This window comes from Enterococcus gallinarum (assembly GCF_021496385.1).
Classification (GTDB): Bacteria; Bacillota; Bacilli; order Lactobacillales; family Enterococcaceae; genus Enterococcus_D; species Enterococcus_D gallinarum.
On the sequence record NZ_CP050816.1, the window covers coordinates 2972951 to 2996024 of the forward strand.

Annotated in this window: 22 protein-coding genes; 9 read left to right on the forward strand and 13 right to left on the reverse strand. The window is 39.5% G+C overall.

Annotation, left to right across the window (positions count from 1 at the left end; genetic code table 11):
- Positions 1 to 97: 97 nt before the first annotated feature.
- The 4 genes from HED61_RS14445 to HED61_RS14460 all read left to right on the forward strand — a co-directional run bounded on the left by HED61_RS14445 (position 98) and on the right by HED61_RS14460 (position 4227).
- Positions 98 to 1672, forward strand: coding sequence for a PucR family transcriptional regulator (locus HED61_RS14445; RefSeq protein ID WP_219645165.1), 1575 nt, complete (start codon positions 98 to 100; stop codon positions 1670 to 1672).
- Positions 1673 to 2485: an alpha/beta hydrolase fold domain-containing protein gene (locus HED61_RS14450; RefSeq protein WP_003125709.1), complete on the forward strand. Its 813-nt coding sequence runs from the start codon at positions 1673 to 1675 to the stop codon at positions 2483 to 2485. It abuts the gene before it with no gap.
- A 187-nt stretch (positions 2486 to 2672) separates the two neighbouring features.
- The gene (locus HED61_RS14455; RefSeq protein WP_219645164.1) at positions 2673 to 3818 is read left to right on the forward strand and encodes a cation:proton antiporter; all 1146 of its coding nucleotides are present in this window, start codon (positions 2673 to 2675) and stop codon (positions 3816 to 3818) included.
- A 133-nt stretch (positions 3819 to 3951) separates the two neighbouring features.
- Complete coding sequence (locus tag HED61_RS14460; protein WP_086269038.1) at positions 3952 to 4227, forward strand: hypothetical protein; 276 nt, start codon at positions 3952 to 3954, stop codon at positions 4225 to 4227.
- Positions 4228 to 4304: 77 nt separating this feature from the next.
- On the opposite strand, the gene HED61_RS14465 is transcribed toward HED61_RS14460, so the two are convergent.
- The 11 genes from HED61_RS14465 to HED61_RS14515 form a co-directional block, all read right to left on the reverse strand.
- Entirely contained in the window at positions 4305 to 4706 is a 402-nt protein-coding gene (locus HED61_RS14465) for a NusG domain II-containing protein (RefSeq protein WP_219645163.1), read from the reverse strand.
- A gap of 226 nt (positions 4707 to 4932) precedes the next feature.
- A complete protein-coding gene (locus tag HED61_RS14470) occupies positions 4933 to 5160 on the reverse strand; it encodes a hypothetical protein (protein WP_003125702.1) in 228 nt (75 codons plus the stop codon).
- 200 nt (positions 5161 to 5360) lie between these two features.
- Entirely contained in the window at positions 5361 to 5759 is a 399-nt protein-coding gene (locus tag HED61_RS14475; RefSeq protein ID WP_170081569.1) for a hypothetical protein, read from the reverse strand.
- Positions 5760 to 5775: 16 nt separating this feature from the next.
- Positions 5776 to 5955 carry a 50S ribosomal protein L32 gene (rpmF, locus tag HED61_RS14480; protein ID WP_195957431.1) on the reverse strand — a complete coding sequence of 60 codons (180 nt, stop codon included), beginning with the start codon at positions 5953 to 5955 and terminating at the stop codon, positions 5776 to 5778.
- Positions 5956 to 5986: 31 nt separating this feature from the next.
- Positions 5987 to 6106, reverse strand: a complete 120-nt coding sequence (locus tag HED61_RS14485; RefSeq protein WP_021150266.1) for a putative metal homeostasis protein — start codon at positions 6104 to 6106, stop codon at positions 5987 to 5989.
- A gap of 58 nt (positions 6107 to 6164) precedes the next feature.
- Positions 6165 to 6317 (reverse strand): 50S ribosomal protein L33, encoded by a 153-nt coding sequence (gene rpmG, locus HED61_RS14490; RefSeq protein ID WP_081132107.1) that lies wholly within the window; start codon positions 6315 to 6317, stop codon positions 6165 to 6167.
- 319 nt (positions 6318 to 6636) lie between these two features.
- Positions 6637 to 8616, reverse strand: a complete 1980-nt coding sequence (locus HED61_RS14495) for a S9 family peptidase (protein ID WP_195957430.1) — start codon at positions 8614 to 8616, stop codon at positions 6637 to 6639.
- Positions 8617 to 8694: 78 nt separating this feature from the next.
- Positions 8695 to 9642: a tocopherol cyclase family protein gene (locus HED61_RS14500; RefSeq protein ID WP_113849369.1), complete on the reverse strand. Its 948-nt coding sequence runs from the start codon at positions 9640 to 9642 to the stop codon at positions 8695 to 8697.
- Between the two features lie 122 nt (positions 9643 to 9764).
- Positions 9765 to 10604 (reverse strand): DUF1129 domain-containing protein, encoded by an 840-nt coding sequence (locus tag HED61_RS14505; RefSeq protein WP_113849368.1) that lies wholly within the window; start codon positions 10602 to 10604, stop codon positions 9765 to 9767.
- 4 nt (positions 10605 to 10608) lie between these two features.
- Entirely contained in the window at positions 10609 to 10926 is a 318-nt protein-coding gene (locus HED61_RS14510) for a PadR family transcriptional regulator (protein WP_219645162.1), read from the reverse strand.
- 141 nt (positions 10927 to 11067) lie between these two features.
- On the reverse strand, positions 11068 to 12105 hold the full coding sequence (locus tag HED61_RS14515; protein ID WP_171917251.1) for an oxidoreductase: 1038 nt from the start codon (positions 12103 to 12105) through the stop codon (positions 11068 to 11070).
- Between the two features lie 354 nt (positions 12106 to 12459).
- On the opposite strand from HED61_RS14515, the gene HED61_RS14520 reads away from it, so the two are divergent.
- Entirely contained in the window at positions 12460 to 14604 is a 2145-nt protein-coding gene (locus tag HED61_RS14520; RefSeq protein ID WP_219645161.1) for a HelD family protein, read from the forward strand.
- Between the two features lie 537 nt (positions 14605 to 15141).
- Here HED61_RS14520 and HED61_RS14525 read toward each other — a convergent pair.
- Positions 15142 to 16479 (reverse strand): CHAP domain-containing protein, encoded by a 1338-nt coding sequence (locus HED61_RS14525; protein WP_081132112.1) that lies wholly within the window; start codon positions 16477 to 16479, stop codon positions 15142 to 15144.
- 184 nt (positions 16480 to 16663) lie between these two features.
- Between HED61_RS14525 and HED61_RS14530 the strand changes: the two genes are divergently transcribed.
- Together HED61_RS14530 and HED61_RS14535 are read left to right on the forward strand one after the other, a co-directional pair.
- On the forward strand, positions 16664 to 16873 hold the full coding sequence (locus tag HED61_RS14530; protein ID WP_029486487.1) for a hypothetical protein: 210 nt from the start codon (positions 16664 to 16666) through the stop codon (positions 16871 to 16873).
- A 123-nt stretch (positions 16874 to 16996) separates the two neighbouring features.
- Complete coding sequence (locus HED61_RS14535) at positions 16997 to 18283, forward strand: metallophosphoesterase (RefSeq protein ID WP_219645160.1); 1287 nt, start codon at positions 16997 to 16999, stop codon at positions 18281 to 18283.
- 282 nt (positions 18284 to 18565) lie between these two features.
- Here HED61_RS14535 and HED61_RS14540 read toward each other — a convergent pair whose 3' ends face one another.
- On the reverse strand, positions 18566 to 19405 hold the full coding sequence (locus HED61_RS14540) for a MerR family transcriptional regulator (protein ID WP_219645159.1): 840 nt from the start codon (positions 19403 to 19405) through the stop codon (positions 18566 to 18568).
- A gap of 82 nt (positions 19406 to 19487) precedes the next feature.
- Between HED61_RS14540 and HED61_RS14545 the strand changes: the two genes are divergently transcribed.
- Entirely contained in the window at positions 19488 to 21230 is a 1743-nt protein-coding gene (locus HED61_RS14545) for an ABC transporter ATP-binding protein (RefSeq protein WP_219645158.1), read from the forward strand.
- Positions 21211 to 22995 carry an ABC transporter ATP-binding protein gene (locus tag HED61_RS14550; RefSeq protein ID WP_103300262.1) on the forward strand — a complete coding sequence of 595 codons (1785 nt, stop codon included), beginning with the start codon at positions 21211 to 21213 and terminating at the stop codon, positions 22993 to 22995. Before HED61_RS14545 ends, HED61_RS14550 begins: the two co-directional genes overlap by 20 nt.
- Positions 22996 to 23074: the final 79 nt, after the last annotated feature.

A 23074-nucleotide genomic window follows, 5' to 3' on the forward strand; every position in this document is an offset into this window, starting at 1 on the left:
ATATTTTTATTCCAACGCGACTTGTTTGCGTTTTCATTGGATAAAAGTCTAAAAAAATGCTATACTTTTTATCCAAAAGGGGAAAAAGGAGAATCTTATGCAATTAAAAGAATTGATTGAGCTGCCGCTTTTCAAAGATAGCAAGACACTGACTGGCACGATTGGTTTAACAAATCCGGTGGCCTCTGTCATGGTGCTTGAAGCCATCGATATTGAAAAATGGAGTAAGAAAGATCAGTTGATCTTGACTTCATTCTATGCCTTCACGGATCTTTCTATGGATCAGTTGCGTGTTTTTTTTGAAAAGATGCAGCAGATTGGGGTCAGTGGGTTAGTCGTCAAAGTCGATCGCCTGATTCCAATGATTCCTGAATGGATCATTGGTCTTAGTTTTGATTATCAGATCCCATTGATCAAAGTACAGCAAGATGTTAGTTACGAAGCAATCATGTTGGCTGTTTATGAACCGCTTTTGAATCACCAAACACATCTCTTGCGAACCTACTATGAGGTCCGTCAGCGTTTCATGAAGGTTGAACGCAACCATTCGTCCTTTGAGCAGATCATGCAAGAGTTTTATCAGTTGATCGAAAAACCTTGTTCATTACGGATCCCCCATTTGGATGTTCAAGTTGCGATCGGTCAATCCTTTAAGAATTATGTAGTCACAAAGAGTGAACCAATGAAAACCATCGAATTCACAAAAAATCATTATGAATATCTAGAGCTTTTTTCTCATGAGAACAATCAGTATGTCACTGCAATCAAAGTGGATATCATCAACCCATTCAATGACTTATGTACATTGATCGTTTATCAAAAAGATTCTCAGATCCCCGAAGCAAAGGTCATGATTATCGAGAATGTCGTAGACGTTATTTACGAACGGCTGCAAATGGAATATCTTCTAAAAAAAGAGCGCTACAATCGGATGAACAATCTGGCCGAAGCCATTTTGCAAAGTACACCGAATAATTCCGAAGAATTAGCTGCATTGCTGCAAGAGGCACAATTAGATCGTTATGATTACTACCAAGGAATTGCTTTTGCCTCCAATACCTTTAAAGATAAGCAAAGAAAAATAGCTGTCCTGCACAAATTACGGGCATTGAAAACTGCCCATGTGTTTTTTGAGCATCATAATTATTTAGTCGTCCTGTATAATTTTCAGCAGCTAGCCCAAGAAATTAGTAAAAAGAACTTGGAAAAACAATTTGAAGTCTCTCTCTTATCAGAAGAATCTGCTTGCTTAGCAGTCAGCGAAGTCTTCACTAAAGAACATATCAAGGAAATCTTGCCCCAATGTCTCGATGCCATTCGCTTCAACCGCCAGTTCTATCTAGGACCGATCTTAACTTACAGTGATTTAGGAATCTTTAGCTCCTTTATCAAAGAAAATCAGTTGGAACGACTGCAGCAAAGCATTCCCCCAAAGTTGTACCAAATGTCAGAAGAAGACGAGGAATTATTCGCTACTTTCTATACTTTTTTTATCAGCAACCGCAATTACAAGAAAACTGCCGAGGCTCTTTTTCTGCATTCGAAAACGATTCGCTATCGTCTCAACAAAATCGAGCAGTTGCTGGAGATTGATTTGACAAATCCTATCCAATTGGTCAATTATGAAATCGGTACGTATTTATTAGAATTGAAGAAAAGGAGTCGTTTATAAATGAAAACAGACTTTTTATTATCTACCGGTGCCTCAGTTAGTCTTTACCCTGCTGATTCCATTGAGCAAGAGAGCTATCTGATTTACTTGCATGGTGGCGGATTCGTTTACGGCAGTCGGCAGGATATTCCCAAACCATTGATCGAATTGTTTCATGAACACAACTATACGATCCTATCTATGGACTATTTGTTGGCACCAAACAGTTCACTTTCTGAAATTATTGCCGCTACCTGGGAGAATTTCTTGGAATTAAAAGCGAAAGTAATCAAGGAGCACCCTTATCGAATCTGCGGTCGTTCAGCGGGAGGGTATTTGATGATGGCACTGACGAAAAAAATTTTTGCTGAAAAACTGCCAATGCCCGAAAGCCTAATTAACTTTTATGGCTATACAGACTTAGCTTTCATTGAAACTTCTCGTCAGACAACTCAACCACCATTGTCTGAGTCCCTTCTGCCAAAAATCGAGTTAACAGAGAAAGTATGGGATGATCCCCAGTTTCAGCGTTATCTCTTTTATATTTATGCACTTCAGCAACAAAAATTGACTGAGGTATATGGCATTTCCTCCAATCAGTTGACGGATTATGCGCTCCCAGCGGAAGAGCTACAACTCTTTCCTCCTGTTTTTAGTACAGCCAGCAGTACCGATGAAGAAGTTCCATTTCGCTATAGTAAGGCATTAAAGAAAATTCCAGATAGTAAATTTATAGCTGTTTATGACCTGCCGCATGACTTCCTGAAAGAAACAGATGATGACCAAGTCCAAATGGTTTTTTCCCGTTTAAATACCTGGTTAAATGACCACTGACAAAAAAACTAAAACAAAATCATTTTTGACAGGCAGCAGAGTGTTATAAAAAGAACCCTCTGCTGCCTTTGATCAATTTTTCTTCTCTTTCAACTTGAAAATCAGCAAACAATGCTTACTTACACCAAGATTGTTGGTTACATGCTATACTAAAAATGATTATTTGAAAGAAAGAAGGATGAATTTAATGGAATTTGTGGGTATCTTATGCCTAATCCTCCTCACAACAACTCTTTTCTCTCATATAGCAAGACGGATGGGCGTCCCTGCTGTAATTGGGCAATTGTTGGCTGGTGTTTTATTAGGAGGTGCAGGACTTAATTGGGTACATCCAGACATTTTAGTACACGATTTCTCTGAGATCGGTGTTATTTTGCTAATGTTTTTAGCTGGTTTAGAAAGTGATATTTCTTTACTGAAACGCTATTTTCGCCCTGGAATGTTTGTAGCGATCTTGGGGATCCTCTTCCCGATGTTATTCGGCTATCTCACAGGTATAGGATTTCAAAGCAGCGGAACGGAAGCCTTCTTTTTTGGTATTGTTCTAGCAGCAACTTCTGTCAGTATCTCTGTCGAGGTACTCAAAGAACTAAATGTTGTTAATACCAAAGAGGGTTCGACGATTCTAGGCGCCTCAGTTGTCGACGATATTTTGGTCGTTTTGGTATTGAGCCTCAGCCTTTCCTTTTTGGGAGGTTCGGGTACGCAAAGCACCCCTTTGCCTGTCACACTATTTGTAGAACTTATTTATTTTGTTTTGATCTTCTTACTTGTTAAATGGATTGCGCCGTTCTTACTTTCTTTAGCAGAAAAGCTCTTTGCCAATGCCTCAGTCATCATCATGTCTCTGATCATCTGTTTAGGTATGGCTTATCTTGCTGACTTAGTCGGTTTGAGCTCTGTGATTGGTGCTTTCTTTGCCGGGATCGCTGTTAGCCAAACAAAAGTCAAAGAAGAAGTGGAACACAGTGTAGAAGCATTGGGATATGCCGTGTTTATTCCAGTATTCTTTGTTAGTGTCGGCTTAGAAGTAGACTTTTCTTTGTTGAATGAGCAATTACTCTTTATCTTAGCCTTTACGGTAGTAGCTATTTTGACTAAACTTGTCGGAGGCTTTGCTGGCGGAAAAATCGCTCAGTTCTCCAACAATAGTGCTTGGATGGTTGGTGCAGGGATGATATCTCGCGGCGAAATGGCTCTGATCATTTTACAAATCGGACAACAAAATAACTTGATCACACCTGCTCTTTATTCACCCTTAGTAATTGTGGTTTTATTGAGCACACTGATCTCCCCACTGATTTTGAAATATTTTACAAAAAAAATCTATTGATGCATCGTAAAAGGCAAAACACCTTCTCAACTGAATTGAGAAGGTGTTTTATTGTATTTAAAGCAAAAAAACATTACAATAAAGCTATATAGGATCAAAAGGCCGACAACACATCGTGAAAGGGCGTATTCTCATGAAAATCATCAAGAACTCCATTGAAAATCACCAAAAGAAAAAAGAGCAAAAAAAACTGATTTTAAGAAAAAAGAACTTTGAATTACGTGAAAGAGGAAAAGATCCTCATAAAGGGTGGCACCCCATGGTCGATACCGGATCCGGCGGTGCGAATGGTGCACTCGTTAAAATCAATAGAGGCACCATCGATATTACCGGAAACAATGACGAAACATTCAACTATTTTTTAGAAGAACAAAGACGAGTTGCTGATCATTCAAAAAGGCAGAATTAACTCTTGTTTAGAATGACTGGCAAGAGCACTTTTCAACTGCTTCTACGATAAATACTATTCAATCCAGACGGTCTCAATCAGTAAATATAATAGTCATCGCTTCCTGCCTGATAGATCTCGATCACTAATTTATGAGGTAAACAAATACTGGTTTGTCCATTTTGAGAGATCCAGCCAGTTTTAACAGCAATCTGGTCTGGACTATTGTCTTCTTTCACGCGAATTTTCCCGTTATTTATTTCGATAATATTATATTGTTTTCTAGACGGAGCATACGTTTTTGTCAATGATTCACTTTGTTCGAGATTGAATCGGTCAACCTCTTGCCCGTTGATTCGAACGATCGCGTAACGATCACCTGTATTCTCCGTAGCTTGTGCAGAGAAAAAGAATGGCAGAAAAGATCCTACAATCAATGCAGCAAAGAGGAGGTAATCAAAGGGTTTTAATAAACGAATAAAAGAATCTAGCAGCCTCATTCGTATCACCTCTTTCTTTTTTTACTGTTTTTTCTTTAAAACAGCTAGTCGTCTAGTTATGTCCTTTGCTGATTTCAATAATTGAATAAAAAGGCATTGGCAAAAATCACCTGATTTTGCCAATGCCTTTTTATTGAATACAATTAAAATCATAAATGATTGGTTGTGCTCATCATGCGTTTCAATGGATGCTTCCTGTTTTTGCATCATTGTCAGCTGTGGCGACTTAAATCGTTTCTTTTTTAATGGTTTCAATCATTTGATCGATTGCTTGTTTGATTTCATCTTCTGTATCGGGTAATTTGCTTGGTACCCCATCATGCTTACCACTGTCGACTTCTCCGGAAAAACTTACTTCATCCCCTGAAACATTGATTTGGTCTTGATACCCTTTTACAGCGATATAGGCTTTGGCAAGCACCTCAGTTTCTTTCACATCTTCAATTTTTTTCATTGTACTTCCCCTCCTGAATCTTATTGTAGCAACTTCTATTTAAAAACCAAATTGATTTGCTTTGTTTTTCCCAGTTTTAATATCTCCAAAAGAAAAACGAAAGTAGGAAGGGCTATTTTTCGGATGGAAAACAACACCGTTTTTTTGTTAAAGTATTTGCATATCTTCTATTGAAAAAAAGCTTTTTTCAATTGATCTTTCTATTCGATAGTTGGTTCTGATAATCTACGGTCTTCAAAATAAGCCGATAAATCAATCAATTCATCCTCTGTAAACTGATTCATTTCTACTTCACCTAAAATCCTTTCTTGCAGTGTTCGATCCATTTCCCAGAAATGGTCGATCTTTTTGAAATGGTCAGCCGAAAACCTGGCAAATACTGGATAAAGAATCAAGAAGTCGGTGTATGTCAGGTCCATGGACTCTGTATAATCCTTTACGTAACCTGAATCTAATGCTTCTTTGGTTGGTTCACCCTTTGGCCCAATCAATCCTTTGTGATATAACAGCTGAAAAATTTCTGCTTTAGTGACTGTCGGATCAACTTTCTTTTGGTAGCAATAAGCCTCTTCAACCAATGATGGATATTGGATCATCATTATTCTCTACTTCCTTTCAGTCATTTGCTTTCGTTATGATCGGTTTCTTCAAAAGATATTCCTTTAATGACACATGGTGACTTCGTGTATAATTCCCACTGGTACTGTCAAAATGAATGGCTGGCTTCTTCAATTGTTGATTTCTCCGCCGCCGGTTTTTCTTTACCTTTGAAGTTTTTCTAGCTGGTACTGCCATTTTTTAATCCTTTCTTGGAAAAATAGTTTCGTTAGCTAATTTTTTTCTTGTTCCGCTTGTATTCATGGATAATTTTTAGCGCACGCTTGCGAGTCTTGATATTTGGACTTTTCAAGCGGCGATAAGCACTTGCCAGATCTGTTTTTTCCAATCATTTTTCCTCCTTTATCGTCCTACTTCTCTCTTTAAGATTCATCTGTATTCTTTACTCACTTCTTTATTTCACGAAAAATTGCTTTTCGCCGTAGTTTTGGTGAATATTTTTTTAATTCCAATCGATAGGGTGTGTTGCGCTGATTTTTGCTAGTCAGATAGAGTCGTTCTCCGGTTTCTACACATTCCAATATAATATTATTTCGCATCCTCAAACTCCTTCCAAAAATCTCTTCAAAAACAAAACGTAACGATTACGTTTTAAACCTTATCATAGAAAAGTAGAAGATTCAAGAAGTTTTTTATATTTTTGTTATTTTATAAATGAAAGATGTTTCATATGAGTCGTTGATCGTTTCTGAAAAAAATTCTACTTAATAAAATACCAGAAATAAAAATAGCTGTTTCTCTCTTTAAAAACTTTGTTTTAACAAAAAAAATAAGATACCCGCAAGCTGGTATTTTAGAACAACTTCTTAAAAATTGTTCTAGTAATTATCCAATACTTTACTGGTATCTTGTTTTTTATTATTCGTGTGTCTTCATCCATTCCGTGATAGCCGACAACCGTTCAAGACGTAGATTGGGCAATCCGCTACGAGAAAGGCCATGACTAGAATGCGGAAAGAGGATCAATTTCGTGTCAATGTCATTCCGTTTTAATGCCGTATAAAATTGTTGCCCCTGTTCTTGCGGACAACGCAGATCATTTTCGCCATGTAAAACAAGCGTTGGTGTGCTGACATGATCTGCATACGCTAATGGTGACATTTCCCAGAGTGTCTTAGACTCATCTAGGTCATGCAGCAACTGATATTTTACGAAAAATGGTCCAATGTCGCTGGTTCCATAGAAACTGATCCAATTGGAGATCGACCGCTGTGTGACGGCAGAGCAGAAACGATCCGTGTGCCCTACGATCCAATTGGTCATAAAGCCCCCATAACTACCGCCAACGACATGAATTTTTTGGGGATCGATCTCTGGATGATGATTAAGCACGTCCTCCACACCTAAGAGCAAGTCTTGGTAATCTTTATTGCCATAATCTCCTAGGATCGAGCGAACAAACTCCTGACCATAGCCTTGCCCACCGCGAGGATTCAGCAAAATCACTCCGTAACCATTGGCTGCATGAACTTGCATTTCGTGAAAGAACGTCTCCCCATAGCAAACTTGCGGTCCACCGTGAATATATAAAATCGCAGGGTGCTCTTGACTGGTCTCGATCGGTGGTAGATACCATCCTTGGATTTGCCAACCATCTGCTCCCTCATACCAAAAACGCTGCGGTTCACTGATCGACAGGTCATTCATCAGAGCTTCATTCGGATCAGCTACTAGTTCTAGCTCGCCACTAGTTAAGTCAAGCACCGCTAGTCGACTTGGGATCGTTGGTGTCGAATAAGTGATTGCTAAGTGGGTTTCATCAATCTTTGCTGCATCAGTGATATCCATTAATTGGTCAAATAGTAATGTCCATTGTCCTTTCGTATCGACACGGTACAATTGCAATTTTCCATGAGTAGTCACTGGTACAATAAACTGTTGTTTGTTGATCCAGGTTACTGAAACACCACGATTTTTTTGTTGAAAATCACCGATGATCGTATTGCCGATGGCAAGGTCTTGTTCATTTGAGAGGTTGACTACTTCCTTTGTTTCAAGGTCCATGAGATAAAGATCTTCCTGGGTAACAAATCCATAGGTTAGGTCATTCCCCAAAAGCAGCAATTGGTTGCCAGATAAAGCAGCAAAAGAATAAGTCCCTTCAGGCAGATCAGATTCAAATGAGTGATGCTGATTCGTTGTCAGATCATACGCATACAGCATACTTCCATAATGCCATTCTCGTTCGGGTTTCGTCTCTGCGGTATAGAGTAGACCTTGCTCTTTTTCCATGATTGCTTCAAGATGGATTTCCAGATCTGTTTCAAAAATAGTTGCTGATTCTTTCGTCGTTAATAAGACTTTCTTTACTCGCGTGATTTTCTCAGATAAAAAGCCCGCACCATCTGCTTGATAGCCTAATTTGGTCGTCATTTTTATTTTAGGAAAATCGTTTTCAGCAGCTTTTTCTTTTGACGTATCGTATTTTTTCTCAGAGTCATCCACTCGTTCTTTTGATTTATCTGCTGAGACTTGATAATAGACCGCTGTAGCATCGTCTGTCCAAAAATAATTGCTGATTCCCTGCTCTGCTACTAAGACAGAAGCTCGTCCACCGTTTAACGGCATAATCATTAGTTGATTTTTTTCTGTTTCTTTCTCTGTCGACAGAAAGCTCAGCCATTTTTCATCGGGAGAAACTTTTAGCTCGGTACTATTTTTTAATTGGTTGCCCCATACCTGCCTTTCTTTTGTCTCTCGATCAACACTGAATATCTCCGATTCATAGCAATTCTTTTCCTCATTGATTGTATTCTCAAGATAGAATATGCGCTCACCAGCAGCTACTGGCTGTGCCACACTCTTCAACTCAAACAACGACTCTTTTTTTATTTTCATTTACCCGCCTCCAAAATTAGGATAATTCCATTATAGCAAAATCCGCTGACATGATGTCAGCGGATTCACTCTTTATTCTTAATAGGTATATCCACGAACGATGCCGGATTCTTCAAAACCGGCAGAGAAACCCGTTTGTCGGAAAATCGTCTGACCATTTTCAATCAACGTCAGCAAAATCTCCGTACTGGCACTTTCCCGAATAATTCGATTCATCACACCATCCGTTGGTGCCATCAAGGAATGGCCCTCTTTTTCTGCAACTTCAATCGTTAGTTCAAGCCCTTTTTGCCTAACAATAATCACTAATCGACCTTGTTTGCGAGTCACAGAATCTAAGCGGGCACCATAATACGTTGCCAAGCGATATTCTTTATCCCCTATTTGTAAGACTGAAATAATCCCTAAAAAAGCCGTTCCTAAAAAAGGAATGTCTGCTGCTGAGAAAAAGAATCGGACATCAGGCGCTTCAAATTGATTGCATTGCGCCCAAAGATAGGCAGCGGGAAACGATGTTCCCCAGTCTTTTTCGAGATACCCGATTCCTTCAGAGAAATCAAGTGACTGCTCATTCCATAGCAAAGTTCCCGAGAGGCTATGAGCCATACTTAAAATACCATGGTAGCATTCCATAAATGAAAGGTAGGAAAATGGCCCCATAATACTTGGGGCATAGCGACTCCGAGATATTGGATGAAAGGCACCGTAGGTCAATGTGCCTTTAACTGATAATTCCGCACTCTCTAATGATAACGAAATTCCCTGTTCGCTAAAGTGATTCTCCCCGATCTTAATTAATAACTGATCTTCAGCAGCTGAAAATTCCGCTTCACTAAAAGGAAAATAATGAGAGCCTTCATGGCTGATCACTTGAATAAATGGCTGTTTTCTTCCATCCGATTCAATCGATAGCCCCGGAATAAATGCATACACCTCATCCCCAATTTGATGTTTGAAATACCATCCTTCAAAAAATGCAGCTTTCTTCGTATTGCCATGAAAAAAAAGATCTGTTGTAATCGCCATACATTCCCTCCATTCAGCTATAACTAGTGTAGCATGAATGGCATAAAAGATGGCTTATGACGTTTTCACCAATCCAGGATTGTAAGATCTACGATTTTTCTGTTCGTATTCTCGATCACGGCTTACTTATCTTTTGCAGAACGTCTGGTCCAAAGGATATAAACAGCAAAAGCTGCCACAAGCAATGCAATCAACAGCCCTTTAAACCGATTATCATTTGTCAAATTCTCTTTGGAGGCCCATCGTTGAAGGATTCCAAGTATAACGAAAATCGTTAGCATAAAGGCGACGGGATAAAAGTCTTTTTCCTTGCGCAAGAAAATCAAGGCGCAGGCAGCGACTAATAGCACCAACATTAGCACCATATCCATTGGATAAGATAACGTCACCACAAAAAGGTTAGGGGTATATAGATTCAGTAAAACCAAACCACCAATCCAGACCATCGCTATCACCCACAAAACCAGAAATTTCTTTAACTTACTCTGAAAAAAACCTTGCTTTAAATAAATCGTTTTTTGCACCCCAAAGAAAAAGAGGATGACCAAAACGACTGAAAAAACAGCAGTTGTCACATAAGAATAAAGATTTAACTGCAAGACACTATCAGAAGAAAAGTCATTAAACAGTTTGACCAGCCATGAGACGCCGACCATAATATAAATCAAATTCAACTGATCGATCAAACGGCTTTTGGGTGTGTTACGCAACAGCTCATCTGCCATTTCTTTAGGATTTTTCCCAAAATATTCTTTTGCTGTTTCACCATGATTTTGGGCTTCAAGTAAATCATTGGCTATCTCATAGACTTGAGCAACCACAGCATATTCATCTTGAAACAGGCTAGAAAAAAGTAAATACTCTCTCAAATCTTCAAAATATTTCTGATTGCTTGCTGACAGTTGTTTTGAAATCTCATTTGTTTTGTCTCGGTAATAAGCTAGTTGTTTTTTCTTATTCATGCTCTCACTCCTCAATAATTCGTTCTACTTTACTCACTAGGTTTTCCCACTGTTGTTTAAAGCTGTTTAGGTACTCTTCTCCAGATTCGGTCAATGAAAAATATTTCCTGTCTGGTCCATCTGGTGATTTTTTCAGTTCAGCTTTGATCAAACGTTGTTTCTCCAGTTTCTGAAGTAAGGGGTAAATCGTACCGCCAACGATCGTTTCAAAACCATATCCTCTCAATTCTTGTACAAGTTCGTAGCCATAAATTTCTTTTTTTGAAATAATTTGCAAGACGCAACCATCTAACACACCTTTTAACAACTGCGTTTCTTTCACGACTTTCACCTCCATGAATCATCTTCTACTAGTATGTTTTACCTATTAGTTGATTTGAGTATATCAAAAAGCATCTAGTATGTAAAGCATACTAGTTAAAAAAATAAAAACACAGTACGTGTAAACATACTGTGTTTTCGGTTATCTTTTGATTCCTCGCCCATAGGAATCATTATAAGGTTGAAATGAGCGATCGTGGAGTTGGGTAGCGGCATCTGCCAACCAGTGAATATTTCTAATCAACGCTCGTCCTTGTAAAATTAAATCCGCTTGCTTGGTTTGCAGAATGTGTTCACATAAATTAGGGTTATCCAGCATCCCAACGGTAGCCACTGGGATCTTAACAGCTGCTTTCATAGCTGTTGCAAAAGGTGTTTGATACCCTTCATAAACCGGGATCGTTGGCTTTCTATCTAACAAACCGCCCGTAGAGATATCTAAACAATCAATCCCATCTGCTTCAAGCCACTGTCCAATTTGTTGCCATTCTGTGATTGAATTTTGTTTATCCTCTGTTTCATAATCGGTTAACGACAACCGCATCCAAAGTGACCCATCAAAGACAGCTCGAACCGCTTGAACAATTTCTTTGACGAAACGATAGCGGCTTGCTAATGATCCGCCATATTCATCTGTCCGCTGATTCACGATTGGTGAGAGAAATTGATCAATCAAATATCCGTGAGCTCCGTGCAATTCAATCATATCTACGCCAGCAGCTTGCGCACGTTTGGCTGCTGCCACAAAGGATTCTTGGACACGATTGATTTCAGCAAGCGTCATTTCGTGAGGAACAGCATAGCTTTCGTTAAAGCGAACGGCGCTAGGTGCTATTGGGTAACCTGCATCCGCTGCTTTGCGCCCAGCATGGTTCAACTGAAGCCCCACTTTGCTACCGAAACCATGAAGCAATGCAACGAGTTTTGATAACTCAACTTGTTGCGCTTCATTCCATAAACCAAGATCATTCTTGGTGATTCGTCCATCTGCTTCCACAGCAGTTGACTCAATGATCAGCAAGCCAACTTTACTTAATGCACGAGCACCATAGTGAACAGAGTGAAATGGCGTGGCAATCCCATCCTCTTTTTTCACTTCATACATGCACATTGGTGAAAGGACAACACGATTCTCTAACGATAACCCCGCCAGTTCAACTGGCGATAATAATAATGACATACTGACATTCCTCCGCTACTCATTAAATTGCATTTTCTGCTTGTTATCAGTATAGTTGTTACACATAGAAATACAAGCAGAAAGAGTTTTTTTTTTTGAACATGAATCAAAGAACAGTAGGCGAATAGACCAAAAGTCAATTTACTTTGCTGAAAACTACAGTCTCCCGTTAGCTAAGTATGGAGTTAGCCTTTATTATTTTTAAAAACAAAAAAGAATTGCTGATTAATAATTCTATCAGCAATTCTTTTCCCTATAGTTATTATACAGGAAAAAACGAGTAAAAAACAGACTAGTATTTTTGCCGCCACCTCGTATAATGAAACATACTCTGGGAAATGGATGTGAAAACAGATGGAAAAGCAACGCATATTAGAGAAACGTCATTTATCTTTTGTTTATCAAAAATTGGTCACTCGAAAAAAAGCCCTACGCTCTTTTCTGGATAAAGGCTACGCAAGCCATTTGCAAGACCTCCAAACAATTGGCACGGATATTCGACTCAATTTTGATAACTTGTCAGACAGTCTGGAAACTTATGCTGCCATTGAGAGCAAAAATCGTGAAATTGACCAAATGAATCTGAGTTTGCAAACAGCCGAAAAAGAACTGGCAGCCGTAGAACGTTTGCTCCAGTCACCCTATTTCGGGAAAATAGTCGTTGACTTTCTTGATGGTGAATCCGCTGAATCCTTTTATATTGGCATCAGCGGCTTTGCAGATGAAGATAGTCATAACTTAGTCTATGATTGGCGCTCTCCAATCGCTGAGCTTTTTTATAACAATACGTTAGGGGATTCTTCTTACCAAGTCAATGAATATGAAATTGCTGTATCTATTAAAAATAGACGGCAATTAATTGTCGCTCATGATAAACTGATCCGCTTTTTCGATACTTCTGTCGCGATCCAAGATGATGTCTTATTGACCGCACTAGAAAAGAACGACGGCAAAAAAATGCGCGACATCACAGCATCCATCCAAAGAGAGCAGAATGCAGTCATTCGTGACCAATCAAGTCAAACCTTATTGGTCAATGGAGTAGCCGGTAGTGGAAAAACCTCAGTTATTATGCAACGGGTCGCTTATTTATTGTATCAATACCGTAGTCAGATCACATCTGACAATGTACTGATCCTTTCACCCAATCAAGATTTTATCCACTATATCTCAGATGTCTTGCCTTCATTAGGTGAAAAGAATCCTTTAAATCAGACGATTCGTCAATTTTGCTCGTATTTGCTGCAAGAAGCAAATACAGTTCCTTTAGAAAATGAGGAAGCCTATTTTTCCCGTTTACAAGAACCTACTTCTTTTCAAACAGAAACGCTCCGCAGCAATGAGTTTGTGGCCTTTCTGCAAGAATCAGCCAGCAAGACAGCCCTGATCGAACCTTCGTTTCACTCAATCCTTCGAAAGGGTAAAGTCGTTATAGCCAAAGAAAAGATTCAGTCAATCTATCAATCTACACCACAACTCCCTATGATCGAGCGATTGCAAGCAACCAAGAAACGATTAATAAGTGAGTGGGAGTCACAATTGATCAGAAATGCCAAAAAGAACCACTTGCAAGATCAAGTATTAGCACTTTCTGAACAGCAGCAGCAACGATACTTTGGTCATTTGATCGAAGACGACTCTCCCTCCAGTATTCAAAAGTATACTGAACAATTATTGCGAACGAGGTATCAAGTCGTTGATGAACAATTGAAACAGAATAGCTGGATCGATGAGGATCAATTTTTAGAACACTATTATACGGCGTTCACCCAACAGCCTTATCTGAAACATTCTACTATCACGTTAGATGAAGCAGTAATTCGTTTATTCAACCGACACCTATTTATCGAGAAACTTCCTGTACCCTCGCTGGCTTTTTTGCTGATCGATGAAATCCAAGATTATACACCCGCTCAGTGTACGCTGTTATTGACACTATTTCCTCGAGCAGCCTTCACCATGGTTGGGGATGAAAATCAAGCAATTTTTAATTCTGCGATTGATTTTAGAGAGATTCAAGAAATCTTTGAAGCTAACAATCGATCAGTCACACGCTATGACTTACGAACTAGCTACCGTTCCAGTGGTGAAATTACTAAATTGTTTGCAAAGCTTGCCAACCATACAACTATGTCGATCATGCCTGTTCGCCCGGCCGGAGAGCCTCCTCGATTTATTCGTTTTGAAAACGAGTTGGAATGGCTGGCAACTATCACACCTTTCATAAAAAAGGGAAGGCAATATACGATACTGACAAAGAGCCATAAGGAGGCTGCTTTTTTGGAAGAATATCTCAAAGGACAGACAAATCAACTCCCCTTTCCTGTTTATTCGATTGACATCGCTAAAGGAAGAGAATTTGATCATGTCATTCTTTATGACGTTTCAAACGAACAATTCTATACAACACAAGACAAGCGAATATTGTATACACTGCTGTCCCGTGGCATGGAAAGTATGCTGGTTACTTATAAAAAAGAACTTAGTGCCTTTTTCTAATCCGAAAACCATTGATTCTTGAATAAAGCCCAGAATAAAACTACTGCCAGATCCAGCACTTAACAACTAAGTTTTTTTAGAAAAAAGTACCTTTTTATCTATTTGAGCAAATGCATCTGCCCAGGCTTAGGATAAATGAAGTTTCACTTTATTTACCCTAAGCCTTTTTGACTTGTCCCTTCAACCTCCGACTCTTCTTCGTTGATCCGCATCCCTTTGTGACAATCTTACTTGTCTTCTTCTATGATCTTAAAAACGTAGATGCAAAGATTTCCCATGGGATTAGAATTAGACGGAATAATTTCGTCACAACATTTGTCCAATAATTGAAATTGCAGCGATCGTCAACCCTGGAAGCTCGTGTCAATTGCTCCAATTCAATTGTTTTATTCAAGCGCGGAAGGCTTTTTTACATAAATTTTAACAACAGTAGAGCATTGAAGCCCAACTGTCAGTTGGAATAGTTGGAGCAGCGTCCGCTATTTGCAGATACAAAAAAACCACTAATGACGAATCATTAGTGGTTAAATCTATTGATTAACGATGAATGTAAGTATAACCGGATGCATTCATTGTTGCTGTGTTTGGTCCTGTAGGTGAAGGGAAGCCCATTCCACCTTGAGAGATCGTAATGGTGTTGCTTGCAGGATCATAAGATTCTACATAGGCTACGTGTCCATACGTACCATCTGCTGTCCACTCTCCGCCAACGGATTGGCCTGCGGCAAAGACAACAACTGCTCCAGCGGCTGGTGTTCCATTCACTGTGTATCCATCAGCTGCTGCTGATGCACCCCATTGGGCACCATTTCCCCAGTAAGTACCAACCCATGGTGCGCGATTTTTAACATACCATGTACATTGTCCTACTGCATACATGTTACCTGATGATGAGTGGTCTTTACCACTACCACCGGTATTGACTGTAGAATTATTGCTGTTATTTGTATTTGATGAAGAACTGTTTGATGAATTTGAACTATTACTTGATGAACTTGAGCTGCTTGATGATCCAGCAGTTGCTGTTTCAACAACAGAAGTATCTGAAGAACTTTCTGTCTTCGTTGTACTTGTTTGAACATCTTCTGTAACAGCTGCTTTTTCTTGCGCTTCTTTCAATGCTGCTGCCTGTTTTGCTTCTTCTGCTTTTTTAGCAGCCGCTGCTTCTTGTTGAGCTTTCAAGACACGTGCTTTTTCAGCTTCCGCTTCTTGTTTTTTCTTGTTCAACGCATCTTTGTCTTTTTCAGCTGTTGCTTGTTCAGCAGCTAAATTAGCTTTCAACACATTCAAGTCTGCTTGTTTTGTAGCCAATGCATCTTTTTGATTTTGCAGCTCAGCTTGAGTTGCTGCTACTTCTTGAATTTTGCTTTCATTTTCTTTTACTTTTTGTTCAACATCTTCTTTGTCGCGTTTTTGCTGCTCAACTAGATCATTGTTGGCATTTACGATTGTTGTCATGGCTTGTACTCGACCAATAACATCCGTCAAAGAATCTGCTTCTAGAACTGCATCGATAAAGTTTGTGCTTTGACCATTTACTTGCACATCGCGTGCTTGTTTTTTGATAGCTTCTTCACGTTTTGCGATACGTAATTTTAAAGTGGCAATTTTATCTTGCAATTTTTCTGCTTCTTTACCTAGTGCAACTTGTTTAGCTTCTAAGTCACTGACTTTTGCACTCACTGAATCAATTTCTGCTTCTAGAGAATCGATTTGTGATTGAGCATCTGCTTGTTGTCCTTTTAGGGAATCGATTTTTTGATTTTGTTGTTCGATTTGATCATCAATGGAATCTGCTGATACTAATCCTGGTCCTGCAACTGCTGTTAATGTTAGAGAACACACCATTAATGCTGATAACAAACTTTTCTTCACTCGTTTTTCCTCCGACTAGCGCTTTTTGTGTAAATTAGTTGTCTTAATAAAAAATTTACTTAATATAAGAAAATTTAAAGTTCGATTTAACGACAAATGAATTCTAACATAAGCATATGACATACAGATAAAAGGAATGTTACAAAAATGTTTCAAAGACAATTCTTATCAGAAATATTCTTCTATGCTAGCTATAAAGCTTGATAAAACAGCATTTTTAAAATGTTTTTCAAAAAAAGAAATCGATAAAAAAGCGCTTTTTTATTTTTCAGGTAGTCCAAAAACTCCTGAAAAAACCAAAAAATTTGCTTTTTTACAGTGTGAATCCCCTTTTTTCTCTCTTTTGGCCCTCTCTTTATCCGTTTCTTTTTTCATTAAAGAAGATACCGTGTAAGCAAAATACTTGATCCTTTCTAAGTGACAAGCAAGTTTTCTCTTCCTATAATAGGAAGAATACCGCTCGAAAGGAGGAAGCATCATTTCCAAAAGAAAAATAATTATCTGGATCAGTAGCATTTTGGTTTGCGGCTTACTTTTGCTTGCTCTTTGGACGACCAAAAAAGCGAACAGTGTGTTGCAGCAAGATTCAGAAAGCGAATTTTGGCTGCTAAGCGATGTTCATTTCCTGTCGTCAGCACTTCACGATAATGGTATAGCCTTCAACCAGTTTGCTGAAGGTGCCGCTGGTAAAGAAATGCGCTATCAGGCAGAAAGTTTGGAAGCTTTTGTTGCTGAAGCCCTAGAAAAACGGCCAACAGGAGTGATCTTGACAGGGGACATGACATTGAATGGAGAGAAAGCAAGTGCAGAATCTCTTGCCGAGTTATTGGCACCATTACAAGAAGCTTCGATCATGGTACTGAGTTTGCCCGGCAATCATGAGATTTACAATGGTTGGGCCAGAATTTTTGATGGGGATAAGGAATTTTATGCCGATCAAATCAGCCCGCAAGATTTCAAAGATATTTTTTCCGAAGGCTACGAGAAAGCTGACAGTGTTGATCGGACCTCATTAAGCTATAGCATCAATCTCAATGACCAGTATCGCTTAGTATTACTTGATTCATGTATTTATGAAGAACAAGTGAATTGGAACCAGCCAACTACGAATGGCCGCTTGAAAGAAAGCACCTTAGAATGGCTGAAGGATCAACTAGAAGCAGCTAAACAACAGCAGCAGACACCACTTCTCTTCATGCACCATAATCTTCTGGAACATAATTCATTGTTGAAAGAAGGTTATATTTTAGATAACTCGGCGCAATTGCAGCAATTACTAACTGCTTATCAGGTACCAGCGATTTTTTCTGGACACATCCATATCCAAGATATTACAGAAGGACCCTCTGGTATTCAGGAAATTGTCACCGGCTCTTATTCCACACAAGAACTTGGCTATGGGGTCGTAACACTTACTGATAAAACGATCAACTACGAAAAAAAGGTGATTGATTTGGACCAATGGGCTGCTAAGAATAAGCGGAAAGATCCTCAACTTTTGCAGTATAGCGACTATCAAGCAACCATCTTTCAACAAGATACAACTAAAATGGTGCGCCAACAGCTCGCATCTGTTACTGAATTGACAGAAGAACAAATCAACACATTATGTACATTTATTGCAAAGATGAATGCAGCGTTATTTACTGGTGACGACGTTTATTCGCAAGAAGAAAAAGAAACGATTCGACATTCTGAAGAATACCAGCTGCTGGCAACATATTCTTATTTTCTAAAACAATATGTTGACTCGCTATTGGAAGATAAGAGTCCAGATAATGCGCTGACACTTCCCATAAAATGAACGATAGCCTTCCTGTCATAAGACGGGAAGGCTATCTAACGATGCAATATTTATTCTTTGAAAGTTGAAGCAGACTATTACTACTATTATTTATTTCTCATTTAAACGATGCAATCCCTAACCTCTACTGCATCCTTGTAACTCTGAAGTTACGCCAGTTTTGAATAAATTTCCTAAAAACAAGATAACGTTGGTACAAAAATATTTCTCGTATTCAATCAGTATAACACATTTTGGCAAAAATGTCGTCAACAGACTTCCTCTCTCCATTCTTGTGTAGATTTAGCTTGGTATTCTTTCCTTAACAGGCAACATCACTTCAAAAATCTGCTGTTCTTTTTGATCCGTGGATACATCATCTTGCCACATCAGTTCCCAGATATCTCCATCTATCTGTAAATTAGCTGATTCCAGATAGGCTTTGAATCGTTTTGTAAAATCTTTTAAATGATGGATCTCCCCTCTGACGAATCCCGACACATAATTTCCTGCTGGTCTACAAATAATTGCCTGATCCGAGTACAGAGGCAGTCGTTCTTTGGGAATCATCACTAATGCACGGTAAGGCGCTTCATGGATCGACTCTTGATCGAATGCAGATCCTTCTACTAAACAACCGATAGGGTAGCCACTAAATAAATCCTTGTAATCTAAATAAGGATAAAAACGTGAAAAAGCCTGAAAGACCGAAGTCTCATCATACTCATTGATTTCTTCAGAAACAGCAAAATATTCTTCTGACCGATAACTATAAGTCATATTGGTAAAATCGGCTGTCTGCACTTTTTCAAATCGCGAAATGAACCGATCCAAAATGGCTTTATGTTCCTCTAGTTCCGTTATTTTCTGATCTACTTCTTTACGACGGACAATCAACTCTTTTTGCATCGTCTCAGGATTGCGGTTTCTTAGAAATGTTTGGATTTCCTCTAAGGACATATCCAATGCTCGCAAGACCAAAATCACATCTAATTCCGCACACTGTTCAAATCCGTAATAACGATAACCGTTTTCACCGATCTGTTTAGGTTTGAACAGCCCGATTTGATCATAATAAAGCAGTGTACGACGACTAACACCGCCATAAGCCGCAAGTTCACTGATGGTCAAAAATTTTTTCAAAAAAAATGCCTCCCTCCTATTGACTGTTACGTTACGTTACAGTTTATTCTAGCACAGAACGACGTAATTGGAGGGAATTTTTATGAAACAATTAAAACAATTTTTTTTCACCGAAAAACGCCTATTTCTAGGTACTTTTTTATTTATGCTGATCCATTCTTTCGTGACACTTTTTCTTCCCTATTTTGTAGCCAAGATCATTGATGATGGCATTTTAAAACAAGATCAATCAGCTATCATCCGCTATGGGGGCTGGATGCTGGCTGTTGCACTAGGAACTGGTGTGATTGCTGTCAGTGCTAATTATTTTTCTGCCCATCTAGCAGGGAAGTTCGGGCATCATCTTCGGATCAAACTATTCAACAAAATACAGGAGCTTGCGATCTCTAGTTTTGAAAAATATGGTACACCAACCTTGCTTGCAAGAACAACGAATGACATCAATAACATTCAACAAATCTTGATGATGGCTTTACAAATGATTCTTCCCGCTCCACTGATCATTTTGGCTTCGATTATTTTAACAGGTAGTGTATCTTGGCGAATGGTGTGGATCCCTATTGCAGCAATTGCTTGTTTCTCGATCGTCGCACTTTTCGTCATTTATCAAGCAATCCCTTTGGCAAAAAAAACGCAGAAAAAAGTAGATACTATGATGCGGATTTTGCGTGAAACCTATACAGGCGTACGGGTGATTCGCGCCTTTGACAAAGCTAGTTTCGAAAAAAAGCGGACAGACCAAACCTTTGAAGGGTACGCAAAAGTGATGATCCAAGTCAATCGTTTATTCGCTGTTTTGAATCCAGCCGTACACTTTTTCATGGGGCTGTCCATTCTAAGCATTTTGGGATTCGGCGGTTTCCAAAGTCTCTCAGGAAACCTGCCCATCGGCAGTATCACTGCGATCATCGAATATACCGTTTTGAGCCTTTGGTTTTTGACCATGGCAGCAATGGTGATCGTCATGATCCCAAAAGGATTGACATCCTTGCAGCGGATTGAAGAAGTTTTGTCTGAAGAAGAAACGATGACAGACGGTCCACAGCCAATCTTGCCAAAAGAAAGCTCATTAGTAGCTGCCTTTCATCATGTCTCCTTCACCTATGCTGGGGCAGAGGAACCCGTACTGGAAGATATTGATTTTGAGATCCATCGCGGACAGACCACTGCGATTGTTGGCGGCACCGGATCAGGAAAAAGTACGATCGCCAAAGCACTTTTGCGGTTAAAAGACGTTTCTAACGGCTCAATCACATTATATGATCGTGATATTCGAGAAGTCTCACAGGTCGCACTACGATCATTTATCAGCTATGTTCCTCAAAAAGCATTGTTGATCAGTGGATCGATCTGGGACACATTGACTTTCGGGATTGTCAATCCCGATCCGCAACAAGTAGCACAGGCCGTCAAAATCGCGCAAGCAGAGTCGTTCATCGAAAGTCTACCCGATGGGATCGACAGTCACGTTGCTCAAAAGGGCAGCAATTTTTCTGGCGGCCAAAAACAACGCTTGAGTATAGCGCGTGCATTAGTAAAGCCCGCTCACATTTACTTTTTTGATGACAGTTTTTCGGCCCTTGACTATCAAACAGATGCAAATTTACGGCGAGCATTAAAATCTTATGTCCGTGATTCAGCCGTAGTGATCGTGGCTCAGCGTGTTGCAACTGTCATGGATGCTGATCAAATCATCGTTCTTGATGAAGGAAAAATCGTCGGAAAAGGGACCCATTCAGAACTGATGGAAACCTGTAGCACCTATCAAGAATTTGCGGCTTCGCAAGGAATAGGAGGAGAAAAAAATGAGCAAAAAAATAACTGATGCACCAAAAAATTTAAAACATACGAGCATGCGGCTCTTACAATTATTATTCCAGCAAAAAAGCCGCTTCGGACTGATTTTGATTTCTGCTCTCTGCTACGCGACACTTATGACAATCGCGCCATTACTGTTGGGTCAAGGATTGGATAATCTCATCACTTTGCTTCAGCAAGGAGGCTGGCAACCAAGTGAATTCTTGCAAGTCATCAAATGGCCACTGCTCCTTCTAGGGATCTCCTGGCTGATGATTAGTCTATTTTCATTTTTACAAGAATACACAATGGCAAGTGTCAGCGAAACATTGACCTTAACCCTCAGAAAAGAATTGACGCACAAGTTTAATCGGTTGCCGGTACGATTTTACGATACGCATCAGACAGGCGATATTTTAAGCCGAGCAATTCTAGACCTGGATAAAGTCTCTGAAGTCCTTCAAGTCGGATTGATGCAACTCATTACAGCCACTCTCAGTATCTTATTTGGTCTTGGTGTGATGTTTTGGCTCAGTCCATTATTAACTGTAGGGATTATCATTATCCTACTGATAAGTGCTTTCGCTACCCATCGACTGGCTCAGCGAAATTTGGTTTACTTTTCAGAAAATCAGACAACATTGGGAGCAGTCGGTAGCCGGGCAGAAGAGTTTTATACTGCCCATTTATTGATCAAATCCTACAATCAGCAATCTGCTGTCGCTTCAGAAATGCACGAATTAAGTGAAAAGCAATTTCATGCTTTTCGTAAGGCACAATTTGCTAGCTATGCGATCAATCCGTTCATTCGCTTTATCAATCAAATCGGGTTTGTCGTAAGTGCTGTGATTGGTGGAATGATGGTAATCAATGGACAGTTATCCATCGGGTTGATCCAAGCCTACTTGCAATATACCAATCAAGTTTCCGAACCGATCACACAAGCTTCTTATATTATTAATACGTTACAAAGTGCATTAGCGTCATTGGAACGGATCTTTGAGATTTTGGATTATCCAGAAGAAAAAGAAACCCAACACCCTCTTGCAGTCCCAGAAGAATTGTCGGGGAGAATCGATTTTGAAGATGTTTCTTTCGGTTATTCTCCAGATAAATTATTGATGCAACATGTGAACCTACAAGTTGCACCTAGACAGACTGTAGCCATCGTGGGGCCTACTGGGGCCGGCAAGACAACTTTGATCAACTTGCTGATGCGCTTCTATCCACTGAATGGAGGCAAGATCCGGATCGATCGCTACGATATGACGGATTTCTCAGCCACAGACATTCGCAAAAAATTTGGGATGGTTTTACAAGACACATGGTTGTTTGAAGGAACGATTGCAGAGAATATTGCTTACGGCAAAAAAGATGCAACGAAAGAGGCAATCATTGCCGCCGCAAAAGCAGCACAATGCGATCATTTTATTCGGACACTGCCGAAGGGCTACGAGACGATCATAGGATCCGAAACCGAACTATCACAAGGTCAGCAACAACTTTTGACGATTGCTCGTGCAATTTTGGCAGATCCAGCTATTTTGATTCTGGACGAAGCGACTTCCAGTGTTGATACCCGAACCGAACAAATGATCCAAACAGCAATGGACACATTGACGAAAAATCGAACAAGCTTTGTCATTGCCCATCGCCTCTCCACGATCAAAAATGCTGATTTGATCCTTGTGATGGAAGCAGGACAAATCATTGAGCAAGGCAAACATGAGGAACTGTTAGCAAAACCTTCATTATACGCCCAACTCTACAATAGTCAGTTTGCCAGAAATTGATTAGAATTTTTGTCACGTTTCATCTAGAGATCAAAAAGCGAAGGCCATCGCCAACAAAAAAGACTGCGTCTAGTATACA